The 20,589-nt window shown below is 60.6% G+C and carries 13 protein-coding genes; 3 read left to right on the plus strand and 10 right to left on the minus strand.

Annotated features, from left to right (window positions below):
* Positions 1 to 83: 83 nt before the first annotated feature.
* From BA022_RS16795 to BA022_RS16815, 5 genes are all read right to left on the minus strand, one after another.
* Positions 84 to 2,723, minus strand: coding sequence for an AAA family ATPase (locus BA022_RS16795; protein ID WP_088888208.1), 2,640 nt, complete (start codon positions 2,721 to 2,723; stop codon positions 84 to 86).
* 81 nt (positions 2,724 to 2,804) lie between these two features.
* The gene (locus tag BA022_RS16800) at positions 2,805 to 4,871 is read right to left on the minus strand and encodes an AIPR family protein (RefSeq protein ID WP_088888209.1); all 2,067 of its coding nucleotides are present in this window, start codon (positions 4,869 to 4,871) and stop codon (positions 2,805 to 2,807) included.
* Positions 4,872 to 4,873: 2 nt separating this feature from the next.
* Complete coding sequence (locus BA022_RS16805) at positions 4,874 to 5,830, minus strand: PD-(D/E)XK motif protein (protein ID WP_088888210.1); 957 nt, start codon at positions 5,828 to 5,830, stop codon at positions 4,874 to 4,876.
* Positions 5,799 to 8,549: a Z1 domain-containing protein gene (locus BA022_RS16810; RefSeq protein ID WP_088888211.1), complete on the minus strand. Its 2,751-nt coding sequence runs from the start codon at positions 8,547 to 8,549 to the stop codon at positions 5,799 to 5,801. Before BA022_RS16810 ends, BA022_RS16805 begins: the two co-directional genes overlap by 32 nt.
* Positions 8,546 to 9,955 (minus strand): ATP-binding protein, encoded by a 1,410-nt coding sequence (locus BA022_RS16815; protein WP_088888212.1) that lies wholly within the window; start codon positions 9,953 to 9,955, stop codon positions 8,546 to 8,548. Before BA022_RS16815 ends, BA022_RS16810 begins: the two co-directional genes overlap by 4 nt.
* Before the next feature lie 173 nt (positions 9,956 to 10,128).
* On the opposite strand from BA022_RS16815, the gene BA022_RS16820 reads away from it, so the two are divergent.
* Positions 10,129 to 10,563 (plus strand): very short patch repair endonuclease, encoded by a 435-nt coding sequence (locus BA022_RS16820; RefSeq protein ID WP_088888213.1) that lies wholly within the window; start codon positions 10,129 to 10,131, stop codon positions 10,561 to 10,563.
* Positions 10,564 to 10,572: 9 nt separating this feature from the next.
* On the opposite strand, the gene BA022_RS16825 is transcribed toward BA022_RS16820, so the two are convergent.
* Together BA022_RS16825 and BA022_RS16830 are read right to left on the minus strand one after the other, a co-directional pair.
* Positions 10,573 to 12,195 carry a DNA cytosine methyltransferase gene (locus tag BA022_RS16825; protein WP_088888214.1) on the minus strand — a complete coding sequence of 541 codons (1,623 nt, stop codon included), beginning with the start codon at positions 12,193 to 12,195 and terminating at the stop codon, positions 10,573 to 10,575.
* Between the two features lie 81 nt (positions 12,196 to 12,276).
* Positions 12,277 to 12,894: a type IV toxin-antitoxin system AbiEi family antitoxin domain-containing protein gene (locus BA022_RS16830; protein WP_088888215.1), complete on the minus strand. Its 618-nt coding sequence runs from the start codon at positions 12,892 to 12,894 to the stop codon at positions 12,277 to 12,279.
* 127 nt (positions 12,895 to 13,021) lie between these two features.
* Here BA022_RS16830 and BA022_RS16835 point away from each other — a divergent pair, with 127 nt between their 5' ends.
* Complete coding sequence (locus tag BA022_RS16835; RefSeq protein ID WP_148665196.1) at positions 13,022 to 14,710, plus strand: hypothetical protein; 1,689 nt, start codon at positions 13,022 to 13,024, stop codon at positions 14,708 to 14,710.
* Positions 14,711 to 14,905: 195 nt separating this feature from the next.
* On the opposite strand, the gene BA022_RS19250 is transcribed toward BA022_RS16835, so the two are convergent.
* The 3 genes from BA022_RS19250 to BA022_RS16860 are packed head-to-tail and all read right to left on the minus strand — an operon-like array spanning position 14,906 to position 19,695.
* Complete coding sequence (locus BA022_RS19250) at positions 14,906 to 16,402, minus strand: restriction endonuclease (protein WP_148665197.1); 1,497 nt, start codon at positions 16,400 to 16,402, stop codon at positions 14,906 to 14,908.
* Positions 16,403 to 16,434: 32 nt separating this feature from the next.
* Positions 16,435 to 17,475 carry a DNA-binding transcriptional response regulator gene (locus BA022_RS16855; protein ID WP_088888220.1) on the minus strand — a complete coding sequence of 347 codons (1,041 nt, stop codon included), beginning with the start codon at positions 17,473 to 17,475 and terminating at the stop codon, positions 16,435 to 16,437.
* Positions 17,476 to 17,496: 21 nt separating this feature from the next.
* Positions 17,497 to 19,695 (minus strand): sensor histidine kinase, encoded by a 2,199-nt coding sequence (locus BA022_RS16860; protein ID WP_088888221.1) that lies wholly within the window; start codon positions 19,693 to 19,695, stop codon positions 17,497 to 17,499.
* 345 nt (positions 19,696 to 20,040) lie between these two features.
* On the opposite strand from BA022_RS16860, the gene radC reads away from it, so the two are divergent.
* Positions 20,041 to 20,571, plus strand: a complete 531-nt coding sequence (gene radC, locus BA022_RS16865; protein WP_088888222.1) for a RadC family protein — start codon at positions 20,041 to 20,043, stop codon at positions 20,569 to 20,571.
* The last annotated feature ends 18 nt before the right edge of the window (positions 20,572 to 20,589 follow it).

Genomic DNA, 20,589 nt, shown 5'->3' on the forward strand with positions numbered 1-20,589 from the left:
GGTCACTTGTGTCATTCGGGGTCATTGAGCCGCCACAGTGGCAATCGCGGCAACGACCTCTATCGAAGCCACTGCTGAACAACTCACGCCTGCGTCGCCAGCCCAGCTTCGACACGGCGCTTCTCCGTTGCCTTCTTGTTGTCATCGATCAACTTCAGCGCAGCCGCGAGCTCCTCCACGTCAGCAAGGAACTCGTCCGGCTGGGGGAGCGCGGGCGGCGCCTCGGCGCCACCTTCGTGTGTGAAGTTGGAGCACCGCGTCATGCCGTTGTACACGGCGCTTGCTTCGGCATCGTCGACGGAGACATACCGCAGCTTCGACGTCTCGATGGAACGCCTGAAGCGCTTCACGGTGCCCGCAAACAGGTGCTCCTCGATTAGTAGCTCCCACGTGTCCCGCATCCGCCTGTAGCCGTTGCGGACGATGTCGTTGTAGAACTTGTGGTTGTGCTCTTCTTCCAGCACCTTCTTTGCGCGCTTAGCCTGCTCTCGGAGCTCATTGACCCGCGCGCTCAGCTTCTTTCCTTCAAAGGGCAAGCCATCACCACAGATGCCTTTCTTTGCGCCCGCCGAGAAGACGTGGCGGTCCACGTCGGCAACGCCGTTCTCATCAGCGAAGTCCTTCAATGCCCAAGCGAAGGCTAGGTCGTGCGTGAACACGATGATCTGCCGCTTCTTAGCCTCAAGGGCAAGGCGCTTCGCGATCCTCTCGCGACGCACATGGTCCAAAGATGAAACCGGGTCGTCGAAGATGAGACCCGACCGGCCAGGCTCGATGCCAACCTCCGCCAAGAACAGGGCCATGGCGATGACCCGCTGCTCACCCTCACTGAGGATGTCCGACACCTTCGCGCGCGCGTACCGTGGCGCGGTACGAAGCTTGAGCTGCTGCATGCGAGCACCCTTTTGCCCCGTCATTTCCAAGACGACGTCCAGCCTACCGAGGCCGAGATTCGCGAGCTCCTGCGTAAACGCTGCGCGCAGTTCCTCCGTCACATGCGCTTCGTACAACTCGGTGGCCTTGCCGGTGACAAGGCGAGTGCTGCATCCCTTTATGGCCTCGCCAAACGCATGGTCACGCTTGTGCCACTCGATTGCTTCAAGCGCCTTGGGTAGGAGTCCCGCAAGCTTCGTCCTGGCCTCTAGGTCGGCAAGCACCTTTCTCTTGCGCTCGCGCTCTTCAGACGTCATTGCCTTCTCGAGCCGACCCGCCTCCCCAAGCTGCTTGCCGATCAACTCGTCCAGCGCTGCAATCGGGGACGCAGGTAGCACCTCCAGAGGATCCAGCTTCCGGTTCGGAGCCATTGCGACGATGCTCGCCTGTCGAGCCTTCAAAGCCGCCACGTACTCGTGGATGGCGACGACCAGAGCCGGTTGGCTTTCATGAAGCTCGTCCAAAAGCGCACGGTCAGAAGGAAAGGGGTCGAAGTTCAGCGAGGAAATCGCCCGGTAAAGCCTCTTGGTGATCTCCCGCGCCTCGGTGGCCTTTTTCTGCGCGTCGGCTTCTAGAAACTGAACGAAGGTCTTCAGCCTGTCGGTAGCCTCGTCGGTGAGCGGTTGCTGGCAGAGCACGCAGTGAGCGTCGCGGTCCGGTCCCGGGAATTCGTGCCCTGGGTATGCAACCTCCGTCGCGTACTTCATCGCGCTGCGCAGCAAGATCTCCCAGGGCTCAGTACCGGTCCCGACGACCTTCGCACCCCCAGCCTGAAGCGTGTTCGCCGCAAGCTTCGATGCAGCCTCTGCCGCCACCATGGCGACAAAAGCCTCGGCCAGCTGACCGGTAGCTCCGTCCAGCAGTGGTGCCTCCAAGGCTGCGAGCTCATTGCGCAGGGTGTGAAGGCGCGTTGCGGTGCAACGGATGGCGGCCGCGAGCTTGACCGGGTCCTCGTCTCGAAAAAGCTTGCTGAGCACCTGTCGCTCCGCCTCCTCTTCCTCCGACAACACGGCAAGCCTCTTGAACGCCTCCGGATCACTTTTTCGGCCAAGCTGCGCGTGTGCTAGACCGACGACGGTTGTGCCTGCGAGCGAAGAGAGCTGGGCCTGATCGAAGAAGTCTCCCCTCCTGTCCGCCTCAATCAGGCGTTGGACAGCGCCCAAGGCCTCGGACAGCCCGTGAATGATCTCCATTCCGTCGGGCACGAACAGGACCTTTGCCTGGTTGTCGACGAATACACGAGCACAGTGGGCATCGAAGACTGATATCTGCGAAAGGGGCGCAGGCGGAACAGTGCCCACCGTCCACTCCTGCGACTGGGCTGCCTGCCCCTCGTTCCATTCGAAGATCGCGCTGGCGAGCGCCGGCCCCTTCGAATCAACGTACACGTCAGGAAGGATGTCCTCGACGTTGCGTGCGCGGCAGGCTTTCTTCAATACCCTTGCGTAGCCAGACTTCCCTGCACCATTGTGGCCGTACACAACGGTCAGGCCTGCCGCTTGGAACGTCAGCGCCTGACTGGTGTCAATCGCATTCAGGTGCTGCGGCGAGCGCAGCGCGAGCAAGCTGACGTCCACGCCGGCTTGGGCAACCGCAGGTATCGTCTTCGGGTCGAGCCGTACCGCAATTCGGCCATCCGGGTCAGGCAACCCGTACTCGGACTTCGCTAGAGCAGCCAGCTCCTGCAGATCCTTGGGTGTCAGGCCTCCAGTCACCAGCCGCCGAACAGCGTCGTCGACCCACGCCGGCTGCTCTGCAGCCCAGGCCGCAATTTTCTGGATAATTTGCATCCGCCCCTCCCTGTCCTGTTTTTAGCTAAGAGCCAATGTTGCCCCGGGCCGCGGCCGCCGAATAAGACCGCCACCGTTGGTTCACTGCCATGTGCCTTCGGACCGGAGTTTCTGCAGCAGTTTCACAAGGTCCTTAGCCTGACGATCGGTGGGGACCCATCTGGGATTCGACGCCACGCGCAGAAGTCCGTCCTCGCCTGGGGTGGTGGCCTTTGTTTCACCGGCTCGCTGGCGCAACTTCGTCCAGTTGTCGGCGCCGAATGCCATGACCTCCTGCAAGGCATCCACGCCGGCGTCGATCCTTGCCTCCGCTCTGGCGGACCGTCGAGATGCCACCGCATCCTCGGACGCTACCAGCTCCGTCTCGAAATCCGTCAGGAAGGGGATGGGTGCCGCCTTCATGCGTTGCCAGGCAAGCTCCTTCTTGCACCACTCCGTCACGTTCTGTATGCCCGCCTCGGGGTGGGTGATCACGGCATACGCAGCCTTTGCAATCAGGCGGAGCTGCTCGATCAGTGCAGGCGAAAGTTCCTGTGCCCTCCAGAGCTGCTGGAAATTGAATTTGCAGGCGTCTGCACGGCTTTCGATCATGTGAGCGAGCTTGGACAGCGAGAAGGTAACGATGTTTGCCCTGTAGCCGCCGTCGTACCAGTCCTCTTTCGGAACGATTCGCTCCAGGGTTCGGAACATCAGGGCCTTGGCGACCAGTTGCCTGAAGTACTCATCGTGGAAGACCTCCGGGTCCCGTTCCCATTCCGTCGTGATGTGCTCGGCGAAACGGATGAAGTTCTTCTGCGCTCCGCGGCTCACCTCATGGGGAAGCTGGCGCCAGGAGTTCTCGAACTTCGCCAAGTCGGTCTTCGTGATGATCTGCTCGCGTGGGGCCTCCGTTTCGAAGCGCTTTCGCTCTCCTGCGCTCAGCCGACCGAGCTCGACCGCATACTGACCACGTGCGCGTTCGTAGAACCAGAAGCTCTCGACCTGTGCCCCCTTTCTGGCAGGTGCCCTGAGCCGGCGCGAGATCTTCTCGATACGCCGATGGAACTCATGATTGGCAAAGAAGTCGGCGTCGGAGACCTTGTTCTGCGAATTCGAGAAGCGAGAGATGAGCGGGATGAAGGTCCCTGCGCGTTCTTCGTCCACAACGGACAGCTTCATCTGAACGAGAACGCCCGACAGGTCGACATCGGCCTTGCGCCTGGCGTAGGACATCGAGGCCGTCGTCTGTCCACCGTTGACGATCTGGAAGTCGGCGGCCGAGACCACGCGCTTTCCCTCGGCGGTGTCGAGAATCTGGACACTGGATGCCGTGGCCGCGATGCCGTTGTTGTAGGCGAAGAACATGCCGGGTTCCCGCTGCAGCGTCTGCTGGATGCCCTTGTTGACCTTGCCGGTCGTGCTCAGGAAGGCTCGCACGTTGCCCTCGAGCAGGCGGCTGCCGTGCGTTTCATAGATGTCCGCGAGCGTCGCACCCGGGATGACGCACAGATACCCCTCGTACGCATCGGAGTTCATGCTCGCTGGAAGGCATGGCAGACCGCCCGATGGCAGGCTTCCGAAGTCGATGACGAGCTCATCCCTTCCTGATCGGGACAGATGTGCTCTGTGAAATCGTGAGAGGTCCCAGATGTGGAACTCGACGGGGCTTCCTCCGATCGAGCCTTCCGGCCAATCCTTGATTCGTGTGCTCAACGGCCGGTCGCTCACGAGATACAGCCGGTAGCGGGAGATATCGGCAGCCCGGGCGCGCAGATCTCGAGCGAGTCCGTGCTCGGGCGAGCTCTCCTCGGTCATCTCGATGACTGTTCCCGCAAGGGATTCCTCGACGAAGGCCTGTAGTTCCGCAAAGAGCTTTCGTGCCTCCACGCCGGTGAGGTTGCCTGGCTCATCAATACCGGAGTAGTCCGCTACCACGATGCGTGCCGACTGATCGGCATCGTCGAAGGCATATCCATCCACCGACAGCTTCCTCGATCCGGCCTTCGGCAGCCGAAAGAAGCATGGCGTGAAGTCGCTGAGTTCCTCCGCTTCCTCCAGCAGTTCGCCGCACAGTTCGACGAACGCTGTGTATCCGAGATTCCGATCGGCGCTTGCTCGGACCTTGGCGCGGGCCAGGAGCTCGCGGCGAAAATCCTCCGGTGAATCCATGGCTACAGTTCTCCTGCTATTTCGAAGGGTTCAAGGCTGTCGAGCAGCAAGCTGTACTTGCCGTCGGATATCGGCTGTGGTAGCTGGCTGCGTTTCAGACAGGGAAAGCCTTCAGCAACGGATATCCAGCGCGTGCGCACGAGACGGAACTCCTCCTCCGCATACTCGGCGCGATCGGTGAAGCCGGCCTGCCGCAACAGACCCTCGAAGCTGTCGGAGGGTTGGATTGCGTCCACCACCTGTGTTCGTATCACCGAGACGAGGGATGAAAGGCTGTGCCCGCCTGTTCCTTTCGCACACGGCGCGAACTCACAGACCGCAAGCGTCAGCGCGTCCGAGGAGATGTCGAGCTGTTCGAGAGAGCTGATGCCTATCTCGGCCGTGCCCGCGCGGATCGCCTTGACCTCCACGAATCCACTGGGGAGAAGAAAGTCCTGCGGAGCGTCAAGGGGGCCACGCCAGCCCGCGACGGCTTGCTCTGGCCCGAAGCGATCGATGGCGCGGGTCAGGATCGTCAGCTCCCCGAGCAGCCCCAGTCGCTCCTCCCCCGAAAGAAGACCGTCCGGACCCAACGCGAGCAGTCTCTGCCATCGAGCGAGAAGCTGAAGCACGAAGCTGCCGGCCTGTGTCCCAGCGGCTGTCTTCATGCCCTGCTGCACGATCTCGTCGCACATCGCTGCGAACATGGGGCGCAGGATGGGCTGCTTGAGCGACAGGGATGTGGCCCACTTGCCATCCGCGCGCAGTCCCAGGCTGACGTCCACCGCGGCGTACGTGGGCACAGTTCCGGGCGACTCGTCGGAGATGGCAAGCAGCCCGACCCTCTCCTGCCCATCCAGCTGCGCAAAGAGGTCGAGGGGATGGTGCGGCGATACCCGTCGATGTACAGGCAGGGGGAACGCACCCGCCAGTTCGGCCCACTGACTCTCAATCATCGGAATCATCCCCATCCGGTTCATCCTCCTCCTCCTCGATGGCGTGATCGCGCAGCCAGGTGGTGTTCACGCGATAGGCCACCGTCTTGGTGAGTGTCTTGTCGTCGAACTGGGGAAAGCTCAGGCCATAGGCCACGAAGAGATCTTCCTCGGTTAGGCCCTTCCAGATGCCGTCATTGCCCGCGTGATGAGGGACGACTGCATAGATCAGTAGAAGCGGCCTCTCCCTCCGCGAACGAAGCTTGTGGTCGGCAAGATTCTTGCCCTCGGCCTTTGCCTGCGCGACCAATTCATCCACCACATTCGTCGGGATTCCCTCGCGCTCGACACCGCGCGATCCCACACGCGCCTTGGCGCCGGAGACCAGCACGGTCTGGTCGCTGTCCGAGGTGGTGACGACGCGCTTCACCGGTTTGAGCTGGATGCCGCTGTTCAGGAAGTCACGCTCCTCCAGCTCTCCCTGAGGGAAGACCACGTCCCAGAACTGCAAGGAAGATGCATCCGTTTCCGCGATGAACTTGCCGAGTCCGAAATCCGCCTTCTCGTCGTCTGCCACATAGAGCTTGAAGTTGTGCGGGTGGACCTCGAACGAGTCGATGAACCTGGCGATCACCTCCTTGGGTACACCCCGGGCGATCGGATTTCCCCACTCGGATTTCTCGACCGGAATCTTCCGTTCCTCCAGCGATCTGATCATGGCTTGCGTGGTGCGCCTGTTCGCGCCGTTCGACATTGCCCGAAGCTTCGTGGTTTCCGCTCCTTCGGCGCTCCAGGATATCTGCTTGATCACCGTCTGCGACTTGCGCATCTTGTTGCGTGCCGTGACGATCAGGGTGTCCGGGTGCGAGCGAACCTTGAGGCCGAAATCCTTCGGGGTCAGGTCGAGGCGGCGCATTCGGCGAACCTCGTCTCTCAGCTCCTCCGTGGCCGAGGCGACGTGCGAATACCACTGCTGCGCATCCGTCGTGATCCACAGTCGGCAGAGATCCTCGTATCCCTTCCGATAGCCGAACCACCGGCCCATTTGGAGCAGCGTGTCGTAGGCCTGGGGATTCCGGTGGAAGTAGCTGACGCACAGACCTTCGAGCGTGAGACCTCGCGAGAGGCTGTTGCCGCCGACTGCAATGACTCGCAGGCCCGTATCCTCCTGTTTTGCGTAGTCGAGACTGGCAGCTCCCGATTTCTGGTTCACGGACCGGACCACAATGGGCGCAGTGGCTTCGAAAAGCGCTGCCAGCACCTGCTCCCAGGTGAATCCGCAGCCCAGATATTCCTCGGTGAAGAGAGTGGCGATTTCATTCAGCACGGCGCTCTGTTTCCACGCGGCGCCGTCGAGCCGACTGAAGTTGCGGATGTGCTGCTTCGCGTGTTCCGTCACGGTGTCCACGAGGTCCCTGACGCGATCCTGCACCTCAGTGAATCGGCTGACATTGATGAGCATCGAGCGGTGCGCGGTCGAGTCCCCACGAAGGTCGCGTATGGCGTTCGCGACGAGGAACTGCAGGATGGCGCTGTGCAGACTGGCGGGCAGCCTGTCGAACTGAAGACCGCTCTTGTGCTTCAGTGGAAACACTTCCTCGGCATCCTCGAGGTCCTTGATCAGTCCGGCATCACCATCTTCACCGAAGATGCGGGTCGCGCCGACGTAGTTGGTGGGGGCGTCCAGGGCATAGATGAAATCCCGCGGAAAGAGCTCTTCCTTGTGGAAGTCGTCGTCCGATGTGTCCGGGTCTATGAAGACGTTGGCGAACGGCGTTGCGGTGAACCCGACATAGGTGCTGCGGGTGAAGATGTTGAGGAGGCCGCGTATGCTGCGATTGATCGCTGTCGGATCCTTGTCCTCGTCGTTGGTGTTGACGGAGGCATTGTCGGCCTCGTCGTCTATGAGCAGCAGGCTCTCCCGGATCCTGCCGCTGGTGTCGGCGTTGTAGGCCTGCAGCCACGTGGCAAGGTTCTCGATGATGCTCTTGTGCTTCTTCACCACGAAGAGCACGGGCTCCTTCACTGCGCTCAAGGTAAGCTGACGAGAGTTGAGCACGTCCTTGTTGAAGTCGCGGGTCCGTGACGTGAAGACTGCGGCGAATCGCTTCTGATTGTCCAGGCCGGCTCCCACGGCACGGGATTTCCAACCGTCCTTGCCCTTCGTCGGCAGGAACTCCGAGCTGTCGAGACCTGCGAATCCTTCGTCGAGCCGCTTCTGTGTCTGACGTCGGAGACTTTCCAGGCTTCCTGCAAGGAGGACGATGGCCTGATAGCCCGCGTCGGCTGCCTTGCAGCAGAGTGCGGTGTAGGTGGCCGTCTTGCCTGACTGCACATCTCCGATCACGAGACCGCGACGCTTCCATTGATCCTCTGGCGCAGCGGGGTTGCCACACAGATCGAGAATCGCATCGGTGACCCTGTCGAAGTTGCGCAGAACCCCGGACGGCCATTCCTTCTGGAGATGGTTGCTGAAGCGCGTCCAGTAGAACGGATCGATGGTTGCCCGTCGGGCATCGAGCCATGGCTTCACGTCATCGGCCTTGAGCCCCGTTCCGACATCCATGCTCACTCGCAGTCGCGCCAGCAGCTCCTTGAGGACTTCGTCCCGCTCGGAGGCCGTGGTTCCCTGTCCGATGGTCTCGAGAACCGGCGCGAGCTGTGCCATCCGCTCCCTCAGCTGCGGCTCGGTTGGCACGATGTCGTCCTGGAATGACTTGACGACATAGTCGGCGAGCAGTTGAGCATTGCGCGAGAGTTTCACCTGAGCTTCTCCTTGATCTTCGTGGTCATGTCCGGATACTTGTTGAATGGCTCCAGCAGGTGGAGCCGTTCCAGCATCGCTGCTCTGTCCTGTGGCGTGCCCGCCAGGGCACCCAGGAGGTGCCCTGCGATCTCAAGGAGCCGATCTTCGACATCCTCAGGCCTCTCGTGAATGTCGGTACGCCTGTCGGACGCCATGTCAGCGTAGACGGCATCGAATGGGAACGAGTCCTCGATCATCTGGACAAAGCGCTCGAGGATCGGCGCGGCGCGCTCCGGCACTTCCTTCCGGAGCGCGCTGAAGAGGTCATGCTCGCGATTCACCTCGTACCGGATGTTCCTGTCGCGCATCTCCAGTCGCCTCCAGGCAGGAACGAGGTCGGGACTCCATCCGCGGTTGCCTCTGAAGGTGTAGACGCGCCTGCTGCGGTCGGCGATGCGCTCGACGATCCTGGACAGTCCCCGACGGACCTCCTCCGGTGGGTGTGCGGCAGACTTCTTGACGTCCAGCGACCAGAGATGGTCGAGGGAGTTGGGAATATCGACCACCACCCGGGCAAGCTTGGTCATCTCTTCCTGCTTGGCGAGTCGGAACCAGGTTCCCCAGGTGATGAGGCGACGGTTCCTGTAGACGTAGAAGCCTTGGTTGCGTCTCAGGCCTTCCTCGCCACCTGCGAGTGCAATTTCCTGCACGCTAAGCTTCGATGCGTGAGGCAGGATGTGTGCCTCCACACGCACGGCAGCACCGTCGACATGCAGCGTTTCCGGTGGGAGCGTCTGCCTGCCCTTCGCATTCAGGAGGAACGGATCGAGAGGTCGGACGGGCAGTCCGTTGATCGTGATCGTGAGTTCCGGGAATGACCCCTGAAGGAAGCGATGGAACACCAGCGAGAGATGGTCTCGCGCACGGTCCATCAGGCCCATCAACGCTTCCTCGGCGTTTGACTCTCCCGCCAGCGCACGGTCCGGATCTCGCCAGACCACCAGTGTCCCGGATGTCCGCTGCCGCAGGGCCGAGATGTTCGGCACCGAATCGAGATCCTGAGCATCCAGCTCGAGCAGCATCCAGTCGGCGCAGTCGTCCAGATTCCATTCAGCGCCGTTGATCGCCCCTCCAGCGGTGGAGGCGACCGTCATGCGGCGGCATTGGGAAAGACTGGCCGTCTTGAGGCCCAGACCGAACCTTCCCAGATCGTCGCGTCGTCGTTCCGACTGGGGGTTGCGGCTGCCGTGCCTCATTGCGGAGAACAGCTGATCGGCCTCCATTCCGCTGCCGTTGTCGCTGATCGAAACGTAGGGTGAGGGAGACAAGGAAAACATCACCTCGACTCTTGTCGCCGCTGCGGCGATGCTGTTGTCGATGATGTCGGCCAGGGCGGTCTCGAACGAATAGCCGATTGCCCGCATTGCCTCCAGCAGAGTGGGCGCCAGCGGAGGGGTGTACCTCTTCTTCAGAAAGCCTCCTTCCCTTGTTTTTCTCGTAACGTAACACAGATGTTACGGAAGGGCGGGAGTTCGCTGCCTTCGAGTCGAGCCGAGGGAGGGATCCTGGGGCAGAACGATCCTGTCATCATCTGCACATGCGTGTAACCACTACACCTCAGCGCAGCCGGATGATGTCCGGCATTCGCGGAAAGGACACACGACCCGAACTCGCTCTCCGGTCCGCCCTGTTCGCCGCGGGGCTCCGCTACCGGCTGCATCAGCGGGGCCTGCCCGGATCTCCCGATCTGGTCTTCCCGAAGTATCGCGCGGCATTGTTCGTGCATGGATGCTTCTGGCATCGTCACGATGGCTGCAGGTACGCCACGTCGCCGAAGACGAACAGCGATTTCTGGCGCCTGAAATTCGAGGGAAACGTCAGCCGGGACGCACGCAATGTCGCCCTGCTCGGCGAGCAGGGCTGGCGTGTGGCCATCGTATGGGAGTGCGCATTGAAACGCTCGGTGGACGAGGTTGCCCAGGCGGTCGGCATGTGGCTGCGGGGAAATGAGGCCGCGCTGACCATCGAGTGACTAATCCGCCTATACCAGATCCAGCATGGCCTGGCGCCTGTTCGAGACCGCCACATCGCAGGACTCAGGTCTCGATCCGGAAGCGACTCTGGACTTTCGCCTGTTCTCGCGATTCAACCCTGCAAGGAGACCGCGCACGATCTTCGCCAGCTTGTTTGCCAGGAGTGGGGGGACCGCATTGCCGACCTGGATGTACTGCTCAGTGCGGTTTCCTGCAAAGAAGTAGTTGTCCGGGAAGGTCTGCAGCCTAGCCGCCTCTCTGACCGTGAGGCTGCGGCATTGGGTCGGATCGTAGTGGATGTAGTAGTGACCATCCTTCGCGATGTGCGAGACGATGGTCGTGGCAGGCTCCCGGGCGCACTGCACCCGGAATCTGTCCTTGAAGGGAATGACCTCGGTGTCCCTGTCCTTCGGCACATTGATGTGATTCGGCAGGAGCCTTGGGGGGAACACATCGAGCCGCGGCGAGTACTTCTCCGACTGGGCAAAACATGCCGCGAACAGATAGCGGGCGAGGTCGGATGACATGTGCGAACGCGCCTCGTGCTGACAGACCCCATTGAGATTCCTGTCGGTCACCCAGCGCTGCAGTTCCGTCTGGTTCTTGAACTTCGGCTTGCGACCAGGCTTCTGAGCGAATGGCTTGCCCACTCCGCTGCTCAGTGCCGCCTGCGCCGAGGTGCGCATCAGTTCGATCATCGCCTCTTCGCTTTCCGTTCCCCAGCCCTTGACATAGGAGGGGCCCGCAAGCACGGCTGCGCGCCATGTTTCTGGGGAGTCGTTCCTGGAGAGCCTGCTGCGGATCCTGGGAAGGTCATCGATGGCCTGCTTCACCGTGACGGGCTTCGGGACAACAGGCAGCAGGTTGTGGCGAGACGCGCCCGCGTCCCTTCTGACCCCCAGAAGGATCACACGGTGTCTGCACTGAGGGATGCCATGGCGTTCCGCCTGAATGACGAAATCAACCGGGTCGAGAGTCTCGCTGTCCCCCGCCTTGACGAAGGACCGGATCTCGTACTCCAGCCCGGGCGCAGGCGCCGAAAGGTCTGCAAGGATCCTTTCGAACATCGGACTGCCCGAATGCTGGGAAGACAGGAGTCCCTTGACGTTCTCCATGACGAATATCGTCGGTCGATGAACCTTGATGATCCGCAGGTATTCCCTGTAGAGGAAGTGCTTCTCGTCCTCGTGGAACTTCTTGTCGTTCGCTCGCCTGGATCTGCCAGCGAGGGAATACGCCTGGCACGGCGGGCCACCGATGAGTACCCACGTGTCCTTGCCCTTCAGGGCAGCGCGGATGTCCGCGTCAATACCCTTCTCGTCCGCCTTGCCCAGTTCGAGGCATTGGGCCTCCTTCTCGGCACGGGCGAACGCCTCCGCAACGGCTGGAATCTTCCTGAACGTCGCCTCGTCGATCTCGTTGCGGATATAGGAGTAGTAGTGCTGGATGTGCCTGGTGCCTCGCAGCTGCCGGAAGACCGCACGCAACGTCAGCGTCTTGTGGGCGATGGGATCCTTCTCTATGGAAAGCCCAATCTCGAAGACCGGCTCGTGCTTGTGGTCCAGGAGCGAGGAGAAGCCTTCGCCCAGCCCCCCCGGACCTGCGAAGAGGTCAATTATTGGAATCGGCATTCGTGACCTGACTGTCTTCTGAAATGATGTTCTTCTGTTTGGGAGTACCAGCCCTGGCCGCGTGATCAAAGGATGTTCCGTTCATGCGGCGACGCTCTCCATGTACGGACGCATCACATTCGACACCCGGTCGATGCTTGCGTAGTGGGATAGCTCATCCATCGTCACCTTGCGCTGCGTCCAGCCTTCGCGCAATGCCTCCAGTGCGATATCGATGCCGATCTTGTTTCGGTACTTGAAGCAATCGGCAATTGTCTTGGCCGCGTTGAAGACCGGCACCTCCACTCCGTCGACCCGAACGGGCTCTATTCCCTCCGTCAGCGAAGTTCCCGACATTCGAATGGCCCGCAGCGACGGCCGGTGAACGCGAGGCGTGGGCGAGTTGTGAGGGATCGCAAGCCAGACCTGACGCGGTGCCTGTGTGCCCAGCCCATGGACGCGTAGTGCCGAGAGCAGGCAGATGACTCCTCGAGGAACAAGAAGCGCGACCTCCGCCAGCGAGTGGTGTTCACTCAATGGTTGGTCGGGAAGTGCATAGACGCCTCGGGCCACGCGCTTCAGCCTGCCATCCTGTACCAGCCGGCTGAGAATGACGGTTGGCAGGGAGCGGATGGCCACATCGCGGGCGCGCAGCAGGGATGTGCTGCTGGCGAGGGCCAGCACCTGTTCCTCCTGCGTCTGGCATGAAGCTGGGATCATGCTTGGTGGTGTTGCATTATTTAGTCATTATTTCACAATCGAATAAAGATCACAGCACTCCGGGAGGCGAGCCATCCGTGCTCCAATGCACGCCGATCGAAGCTCCGGGGTCGACAGGAAGGTACGCATGACGGAGCCTCGTTCATCGGATGTCGAAAGGGAATTGAATTCCTGCCTGAAAGCTCTTCAGGACCGGTTTGCAGCCGCGTGGCAGGGGCGTGAGAAGGAGGCCCTGATCTCGCTTGTCAGAGTTCTCGATCAGGTCGCGGCGGCATCGCTGTGGAAACTGGATGCCCATGATGAGGCATCCTCGCCCAAGGCCCGGATGGGTTCTGCATTCGCTCGCATGGGGGCCGGGGCTGCGCTGCGGCCGTTCCTGTCTGCGGTAAGAGACATGCCCGGCGGAGTTCCATGGGGCCCCAGTTGGCTCAAGGCGCAGCAATATTCCTATTCCTATCTCCATGTCTGCGGCGAGCTGACGTTCCTGCGCCGCATGGCCGCGCTGGAGCGCTACGGACTGGCGTCTTCGGAGCGACAGGGGCCAGGGTGTTTCAGGATCGAGACCGCGGGAAGCGTGCCGGAGCTGGCCATGATGGCCGCGACCCGGGCTCTCAGGGAGCGACTCACCGAGTCCGACGAACGCGCTCATTCCGACGCGGAGTGGACACGCATCCATGCTCGGATGGCAAGGTACGTGGACACGCCGGACGGGTGGTTCATCCGTTATGACAACGACTGGGAGATCGTGTCGATCTACCGCGACGCGGCTTGGCAGTTCGGTCGCAGCTTCCTCGAGGCGGAAGCGCTGCCCGATGACGTGGTTATCGGGGACAGAAGGTTCGGAGAATGGAAGCATGCCTGCGAGCAGGCTCTGGGACGAGTACTCGCGCACATGAACTTCGCCCGGCTGCTCCAGAAGAAGGTCCCGGCGATCAACCTGAGCGACGTTCTCACCATCTTCGCAACGAGAGACGACGTGAGGAGTGTCTGGGAGGAGGCGGGAATTCCAAGGACGCGCATTCCTGCCACCATGAGGGCGCTCACACTGGAAATCGACGGCCTGGACGACTGGGACAATGCGTTCGAGACGCCCACTCCCTTTCATGTGGATCTCGGCAGGGATTTTGTGCTGCTTCCCTGTTTCGGCGCCCTGACGAATCCGTACTTTGCGCTCTTCCGTCACCTGAGGCAGTCCTACAGGGCGGACTGGGATAGAGGCGTCGATCGCCGTGAGGAGGTCTTTCGCGCGGACCTGGCAAGATTGTTTGCCGAGCCGAGGTTCGTCGTGCCGCCCCGTGGATTTCGGCTCTCCCGCAGCGATGGCACGCTGCTGACCGACATCGATGCCATCATCATCGATCGGGAATGCGGGTCGGTCGCACTCGTGCAGCTGAAGTGGCATGACATCTTCGGCCTTTCTCTGTCCGAGAGGGAAAGCCGCAGACGAAACATTGCCAAGGCCAGCGAATGGACCGCCAAGGTCGCTGAATGGGTAGGAGGTCGATCGTCGCAGGAGGTCCTGCGACGGCTTCGGATCGACGCGCCCGCCTCCGATCGTCCTCCGCTGCTCTATGTCATTGCTCGGTACACGGCCCGGTTCTCAGGTGACGAAGGTCAGGATACGCGTGCATCCTGGCTTGGCTGGCCGGAGGTGCAGAACGCAATGGCCGATGCATTCGTGGCCTCGGATCCGCTGGCGCTGATACCGGAGCAGGTGATGAATCATCAGAAGAGGTACGAGTCGCCCGTTTTGGAAGACGTGGCCTTTCGGTTCCCCGGGCTTGAAGTGAATCTGCGGATGCGCGTGTCGCATTGAGTGTCGCCATTCATTCAGACGGGCGATGGACTCTTGCCAGGGGGAGCGCCGTTCTCTCTGATTGCAGCAATCGGTGACGGACCTGCTGCCAGGAGACGCGATGGGTCTGATCGTGACATGTGCCCGTGGCAATCAACGCGAGGTTGCGGATTAGGTCGTACCAACCAAGGACTTGCATGCCAGCCAGGGGCATTGCTATGTTTCAACGCCGAAGTAGCGACGAACCAAATGTGGCCGGCGGGCCAGGAATCGCTCGAGATGAAAGCGATCCAGCTTTCGCGTCGGAGCAAGTCGCCTATGATTTGCGATGGCATCTACTCGGTCATGGAGGGTTGCATCGATGTATCCACTGCACATGATTCCATAGCCATGGGCGCCGTACTGCTCGATGGTGTCGCCGATGGCCTGTAGGTGCCTCGGCGTTAGCGAGGTTTCCGCACCTATATGCTTGCACTGGAAGATGAACTTCTCAGCTGGACGATGCAGATGCCATCTGGGGATGGTCCAAGCGACGATATCTCGGCCACCGTCGCGTGACCTTGACTTCCCGATCTTTTCGATGCGCTCCTTGTCGAATTCTGGGTGGGCAAAAAGATAGTCAAAACACAGTTGCTCGAATCTTTCATCGTCAATTCTCGACCATGGAATCGAAATGAGTGACGTTGGAGGCTCTCCGTCTCTCATGGAGACTTCCAAACCAAGAAGATGTTCCGCATACGGAAGTCTCTCCTTGGAGTCCATCGGGTGGAGGTTCATGAAAAGAACGCTGAAACCGTCACATCGAAGGAGCGCGCGGGTTCCAAATTCTCCAACAAGGACGGCGGGCGAGCTTCCTCCGGAATCGGTGCGCGCTGGAGCACCGCAGAAGTTCAGGAGATCATGTACATCATCGCGGCGATGATGCCGCCGCATATAGTCATCTCCGCAAGCCAGCGCGTTCAGTAACCGGGAGACCGGCATGTGAAGGACAGCATGGTTTGCGAGAAACATGGTTCTATGGACAGAAGTCAGTACTTCTCCCGCGAGCAACTCCTCTTGTGGGATATCGAGCTGCGTTGCCACATCCTCAGGGCTGATGTTGCTGGGGATGATCCAGTCGTCGGTCGAGCACAGGACTGCAGAATCTTCCACGCGTACTGCTCGAGAAACAAAGAACCCATAGCGTCGCTCGGGGTGGATTTTTAGCTCTGCTTCTACTGCTTCCCCTTCCCATTCATAGTAGCCGCCGTGAATCATGTTCACGAGATAGCTGTCTGCCAGCTCGGGAAACAGGAGGTCCATGCTTGCCAGCTGCTCTTCGTGGTCCAGGACTTGTTCGCGAGCAATCTGGTGCTCTTTCCACTCGGCGACACCATCATCGCCGGTGGAATTCAAAACCGAAGCCATCCTGGCCAATTCGTGAGCCAAAGTCTCCTTGACGTACGCTCCCAGCGTCAGGTGAAGGAATTCGAAATGATCGCGATTGACCAGATCAATGCGTCGCTCCTGGCAGTGGCGACCAAGGCATTCCGCGACAAACGATGCCTCGGCAAAGTCCCAGGCTATATCGAGGTATGAGTTGGAATGCCCGATTGAAGGCAGTGGGATGACGACGACAAGCTGCTGTTGGTCTCCTGTCGCAGCCAAGAAAATGGCCACTAGGTCGTCAAACGATCCGGCTTCTTCTGGAATGTCCAGTGAGATCGGTGTCATCCTCTGGTCCGCTCATCGATCAGGAGGGGAGGTCATTCGCTGGAAAAGGTTGGCGTCCCGATGCGGCTGAAATAGGCGCCAAAGCGCTCCACCAAGGATGGAACGAACTGCGGAGTAAGGGAGGCCCAACGGTTGGCTGTCAGTTCCTTGGGAACATCCGCAACTGGGACTGCCCTGAGCTCATGGAACTGAACGAACCAAGGGCCAATCTGTTTGCCATTGCGGTCCAGCAAAGGTGGGAGAAAGTGCTGCTTGGCCGCATTGTCGTGCTGTGAGAGTTTGTATTGTTCCTTTGTGGACTTGCCGTTCCAGCGCTCGGATATATCCACGCACTTGGCCACGACGACAGTCGCTACCTTGCCCGCATTCGCTAGGTCACATCTGGGAGTCACGACGATCCACAGTCCAGCCCCATCCTTGACGAGATCCCCGGTGTCCAATCGTTCCTTGAGTGGGGGGACGAAATATGTTTCTTCCGGGTGTGCTGCGCCGCCATCAGCATCGAGCAGCGTGTCATGTATGTGCGCGACGACATGCCTCGCCAACATGGGCGCAACGCCGTCCTTCTGATCCTTCATCCAATGCGTCCATCTTGGCCAGATCGACGCGAAGAAAATGCGTGCGGTCTCCCGCTCCACTGCGTCGCGCGTCCCCCTCAGATGCAGAAGCATGTCGCGCTGCCTGTCCAGCCAATCAAAGACAGGGTCCAGCCCGTTGCCTCGATCGAAGACTTCCACCTGTGGATACTCATCGACCTCGGCCTCCTGTCCCTGACCTGTGTAGATCGCGATGGCAACTGGATGTGTGTGATGTGCGTGGCGGACTAGGGCATTGCCATGATCGTTCGGCTCGGCGTGATCGACTGTTTGCAGCCGAAGATCGACGACGATCGCATCCAGCTTTCTCGATTGGAGGACAGCCTGGGCCTCGGCAACTGACCTTGCGACGGTCGTTTCAACCGAGAAGCCCTTGGCCTCTGCGTCTGCGTTATGCGAGGCCGCCTTGTCCTGCCACGCCTCGATATTGCTGTCTTGATCCTCCACAAGCAGAACTTGCAAATAGGGGACGGCCATCTTCTTCTCCTCGCTCTGTTGTCAGCTTCTCTGAATTTCTATGACGAAGGTTGTCTGCTCGGCCTCCGGGTCGTGGACAACTTTTCCCTTGCTGGCCTGCATCGCCTCTCGCGCGATGGCGAGACCCAAGCCGGAACCTTCGGGCTTCAAGGTAAATCCTGGCTTGAACAGGTTTTTCGCGAGAAGCTCATCTATCCCCGGTCCATTGTTGGACAGGGCGATACGAACCCATTTCTTCGAGTAGGTTGCGCTCACCTTGAGCTCGCGGGGCTTGTGTGGACTGGTACCGAGCCAATGCACCGCGTTGTCAACAATATTGAGTACCGCCGCCATGAGGTCGGCCTCGTACACGGTGACCTTTGGAAGTCCGTCCTGAGAAACCTGGCTGACGCTTATGCCATTCGCGGTCGTTGCATCCGTGAAAAGGGAGAGACAGCGATCCACGACGTCCATCGGATCGAGTACCTTGGGGCGACCCCGCTTGCGACTTGCCAGCGGATCCAGGGCTCGGAAGAGCTTGGTGAGATTTCCGGCGGAGTCGTGAATCGAGCGAGCGTTCTTCCCAAAGGACTCTCGAAAGTGAGCCCCAAAGTTGCTTTGTTCAAGCAACCTCGGCGCTCCGTCGGCCAATCCCTTCGAACGGGTGTTGATGTCGCCCAGGAATCGCCGGCCATCATGGAGAACCTGGGAGACAACGAGCCCCAGACTGGACTGGGCCGCCAGCTTGTGTTGGTAGGCCTCCAGATCATCGAGGGAGTTCCTGAGGGCAACGCTTTCCTGCCGGAGAGCTTTCTGGATCTTGTCGCGATAGCGTGGCGGCAGCGACGCGATAGCCTTGGCCGTTGCCTGCAACCCGGCTTGGTTGCGAAGCCCTCCGGTATCGCCTTCCTGTTTGCGGCTGATGCCGACCATCTCCCGGAAATCGACACGGAGCGCTTCCACGCGGGTCATGATGTCGGCGATCTGCCGCTTGAGCCTCACGAACGAGCCGTTGTGCTCAAGGCCTTCGCGACTGCTTCGCTCGATCAGGCCAGATAGATCCTCGTCGGCAATGCTGACAATGCCCCAGAGTTGATTCAGCCCCAGCTTTTGAGAGGGATTCTGAACGCGCTTGCTCTCCAGTTCGAGCCAGTCGGACTCCGCATCGCCGTAAGGCCTGATACGAAACCCGTTCCGATAGATGCTGACGCCGATGTTCTCGTCCAGCACCTTGCGCGCATCCAGCCGTCCGATGGAGGACAGTCCCAACTTCTTGAACAGATCGACGACGGCATCGCCTTCTCGGTCGTATATGTTCAACGCCAGATGGACAGGCCCGCAGGGCTCCTCGCCGCTGGCGATCTCAGGTGCGGGTATGGTCAAGGTCTGCGTCTGCCCGTCGGCACGCTGATTGACGAATTTTCCGGTGAATGCCCCCGTCTCATCGAATGATCCTTCCACTCGATAGTGGAAAACGTTGCCGAGCGAGAAGGGGCGAATCTCGGTTGCGTCCTGGGTGCCGTTTCTTTGAGCGTCCGTTTCTACTGCGCCAAAGATGCCCGAGATCAAGGATTGGCCGTCAAATCCATGACCAGCCACGGTAAAGCCGCTCAGGTCCAGAAATATCTTGAAGCCACTTTCCTTCGCGTCCTGAGGTGAGGCCAAGCGCCTGAGCTCGCGAATGAGCAGCTCGAGCTGCACCTTGGTCCACGGGTCCCGGAGTTCGGATATCTCCAGTGTCACTCCCGGAACTTCTCCCCGCTGCCCTGCTCGCGTTGCAATATCGATGTCGACCTCGTCGAGGTATTCACTCGTCTCAAAGTCGCGCCAGTCGACGGAGATTTCACTGACCTCAAGCAATTTGCCCGGCTTCTTGCTTGCGCATTTAAGATGAAGAAGCCTGCCAAGTCGGGCGGTCGCAAATCTTCCAACACCCTTGGCACCGAGTAGCCGTCGCCTTCCAGGACTGGTTTGCCGTTCCAGCTTGTCGGTCGTGGCTGGCTCAAACCACTTGCCGACCAAGTCCTCTGCCGACATTCCATGCCCGGTGTCCGCGACCACGATCTTGCCGGACTCTCGGCCACCCTGGATCGAGCCGGGAGGAGTGATGGATATCCTGACCGCAGCTGAATCAGCGTCATACGCGTTCTTCACCAGCTCGATCAGTGCGGCTTCGGGACCGCTGATGAGCTGATCGCCGATTGTTCTGACAATTCTTGCCCTTGGACGGAGCTTGGCCACTCTCTCCTCCCTATGTGGTCGGCTTGGTCATGGTCTGGACTGGAGCAGTGACTTCTGCTTGTTACAGGCTGTTATATCACGGGGTCATTACGTGCTTGGATGGTCGCCTTGGGCTGGCCTGCACTGGTATGAAAGGCGATGCGCGCTCTGCTTTCCCATGCCGTGTGGATGCGTGGAGGGGCGGTTTGCTGTTCCCTTCATGCTGCCACACCGTTCTCGCCGTCAAGGTCTGCGCGTGCTCCGCGCACGCTGGCGGCCTTCGGCCGTCTATCGAACCCTGACGGCTGCGCTGCGGCGTGCCGGTTTCCGGTCTCGGGCAATCCCGCCCGATCACTGGAGTTCGCCATGTCGCACGATCTGTTCTCGTCCCTTGATTCCCTCCCTTCGGTTCTCTCGTCTTCCCTGTTGGTTCGCGATGTCGCGGGCGAGTATCGGCCGGCCGAGGCCGAGGAAGTGCTGGCTGCGGCACAGCGGGTTTTGGCGAGCCGGGTGCGCGGCGCCAACGTGCTGACGTCGCCGGCTGTGGTCAAGGACTTCCTGCGGGCGCGGCTCGGGGCCTTGCCCCATGAGGTCTTCGCGGTGGTCCATCTGGATGCGCAACATGTGGTCCTGGACTACGTCGAGATGTTCCGGGGCACGGTGACGCAGACCTCGGTCTATCCGCGTGAAGTGGTCAAGGATGCGCTGGCGCTGAACAGCTCCGCGATCCTGCTGGTGCATTGCCACCCGAGTGGCTGCGCCGAGCCCTCGCGGGCCGACGAGCATCTGACGCAGACGCTCAAGCAGGCGGCGGCGCTGATGGACGTGAGGGTGTTGGATCACTTGATCGTCGCGGGCAGCACTGTCCTGTCGATGGCCGAGCGAGGGCTTCTGTGATGCACGGGCCTGTGGGCC

Source organism: Diaphorobacter nitroreducens (assembly GCF_002214645.1).
GTDB lineage: Bacteria > Pseudomonadota > Gammaproteobacteria > Burkholderiales > Burkholderiaceae_C > Diaphorobacter > Diaphorobacter nitroreducens.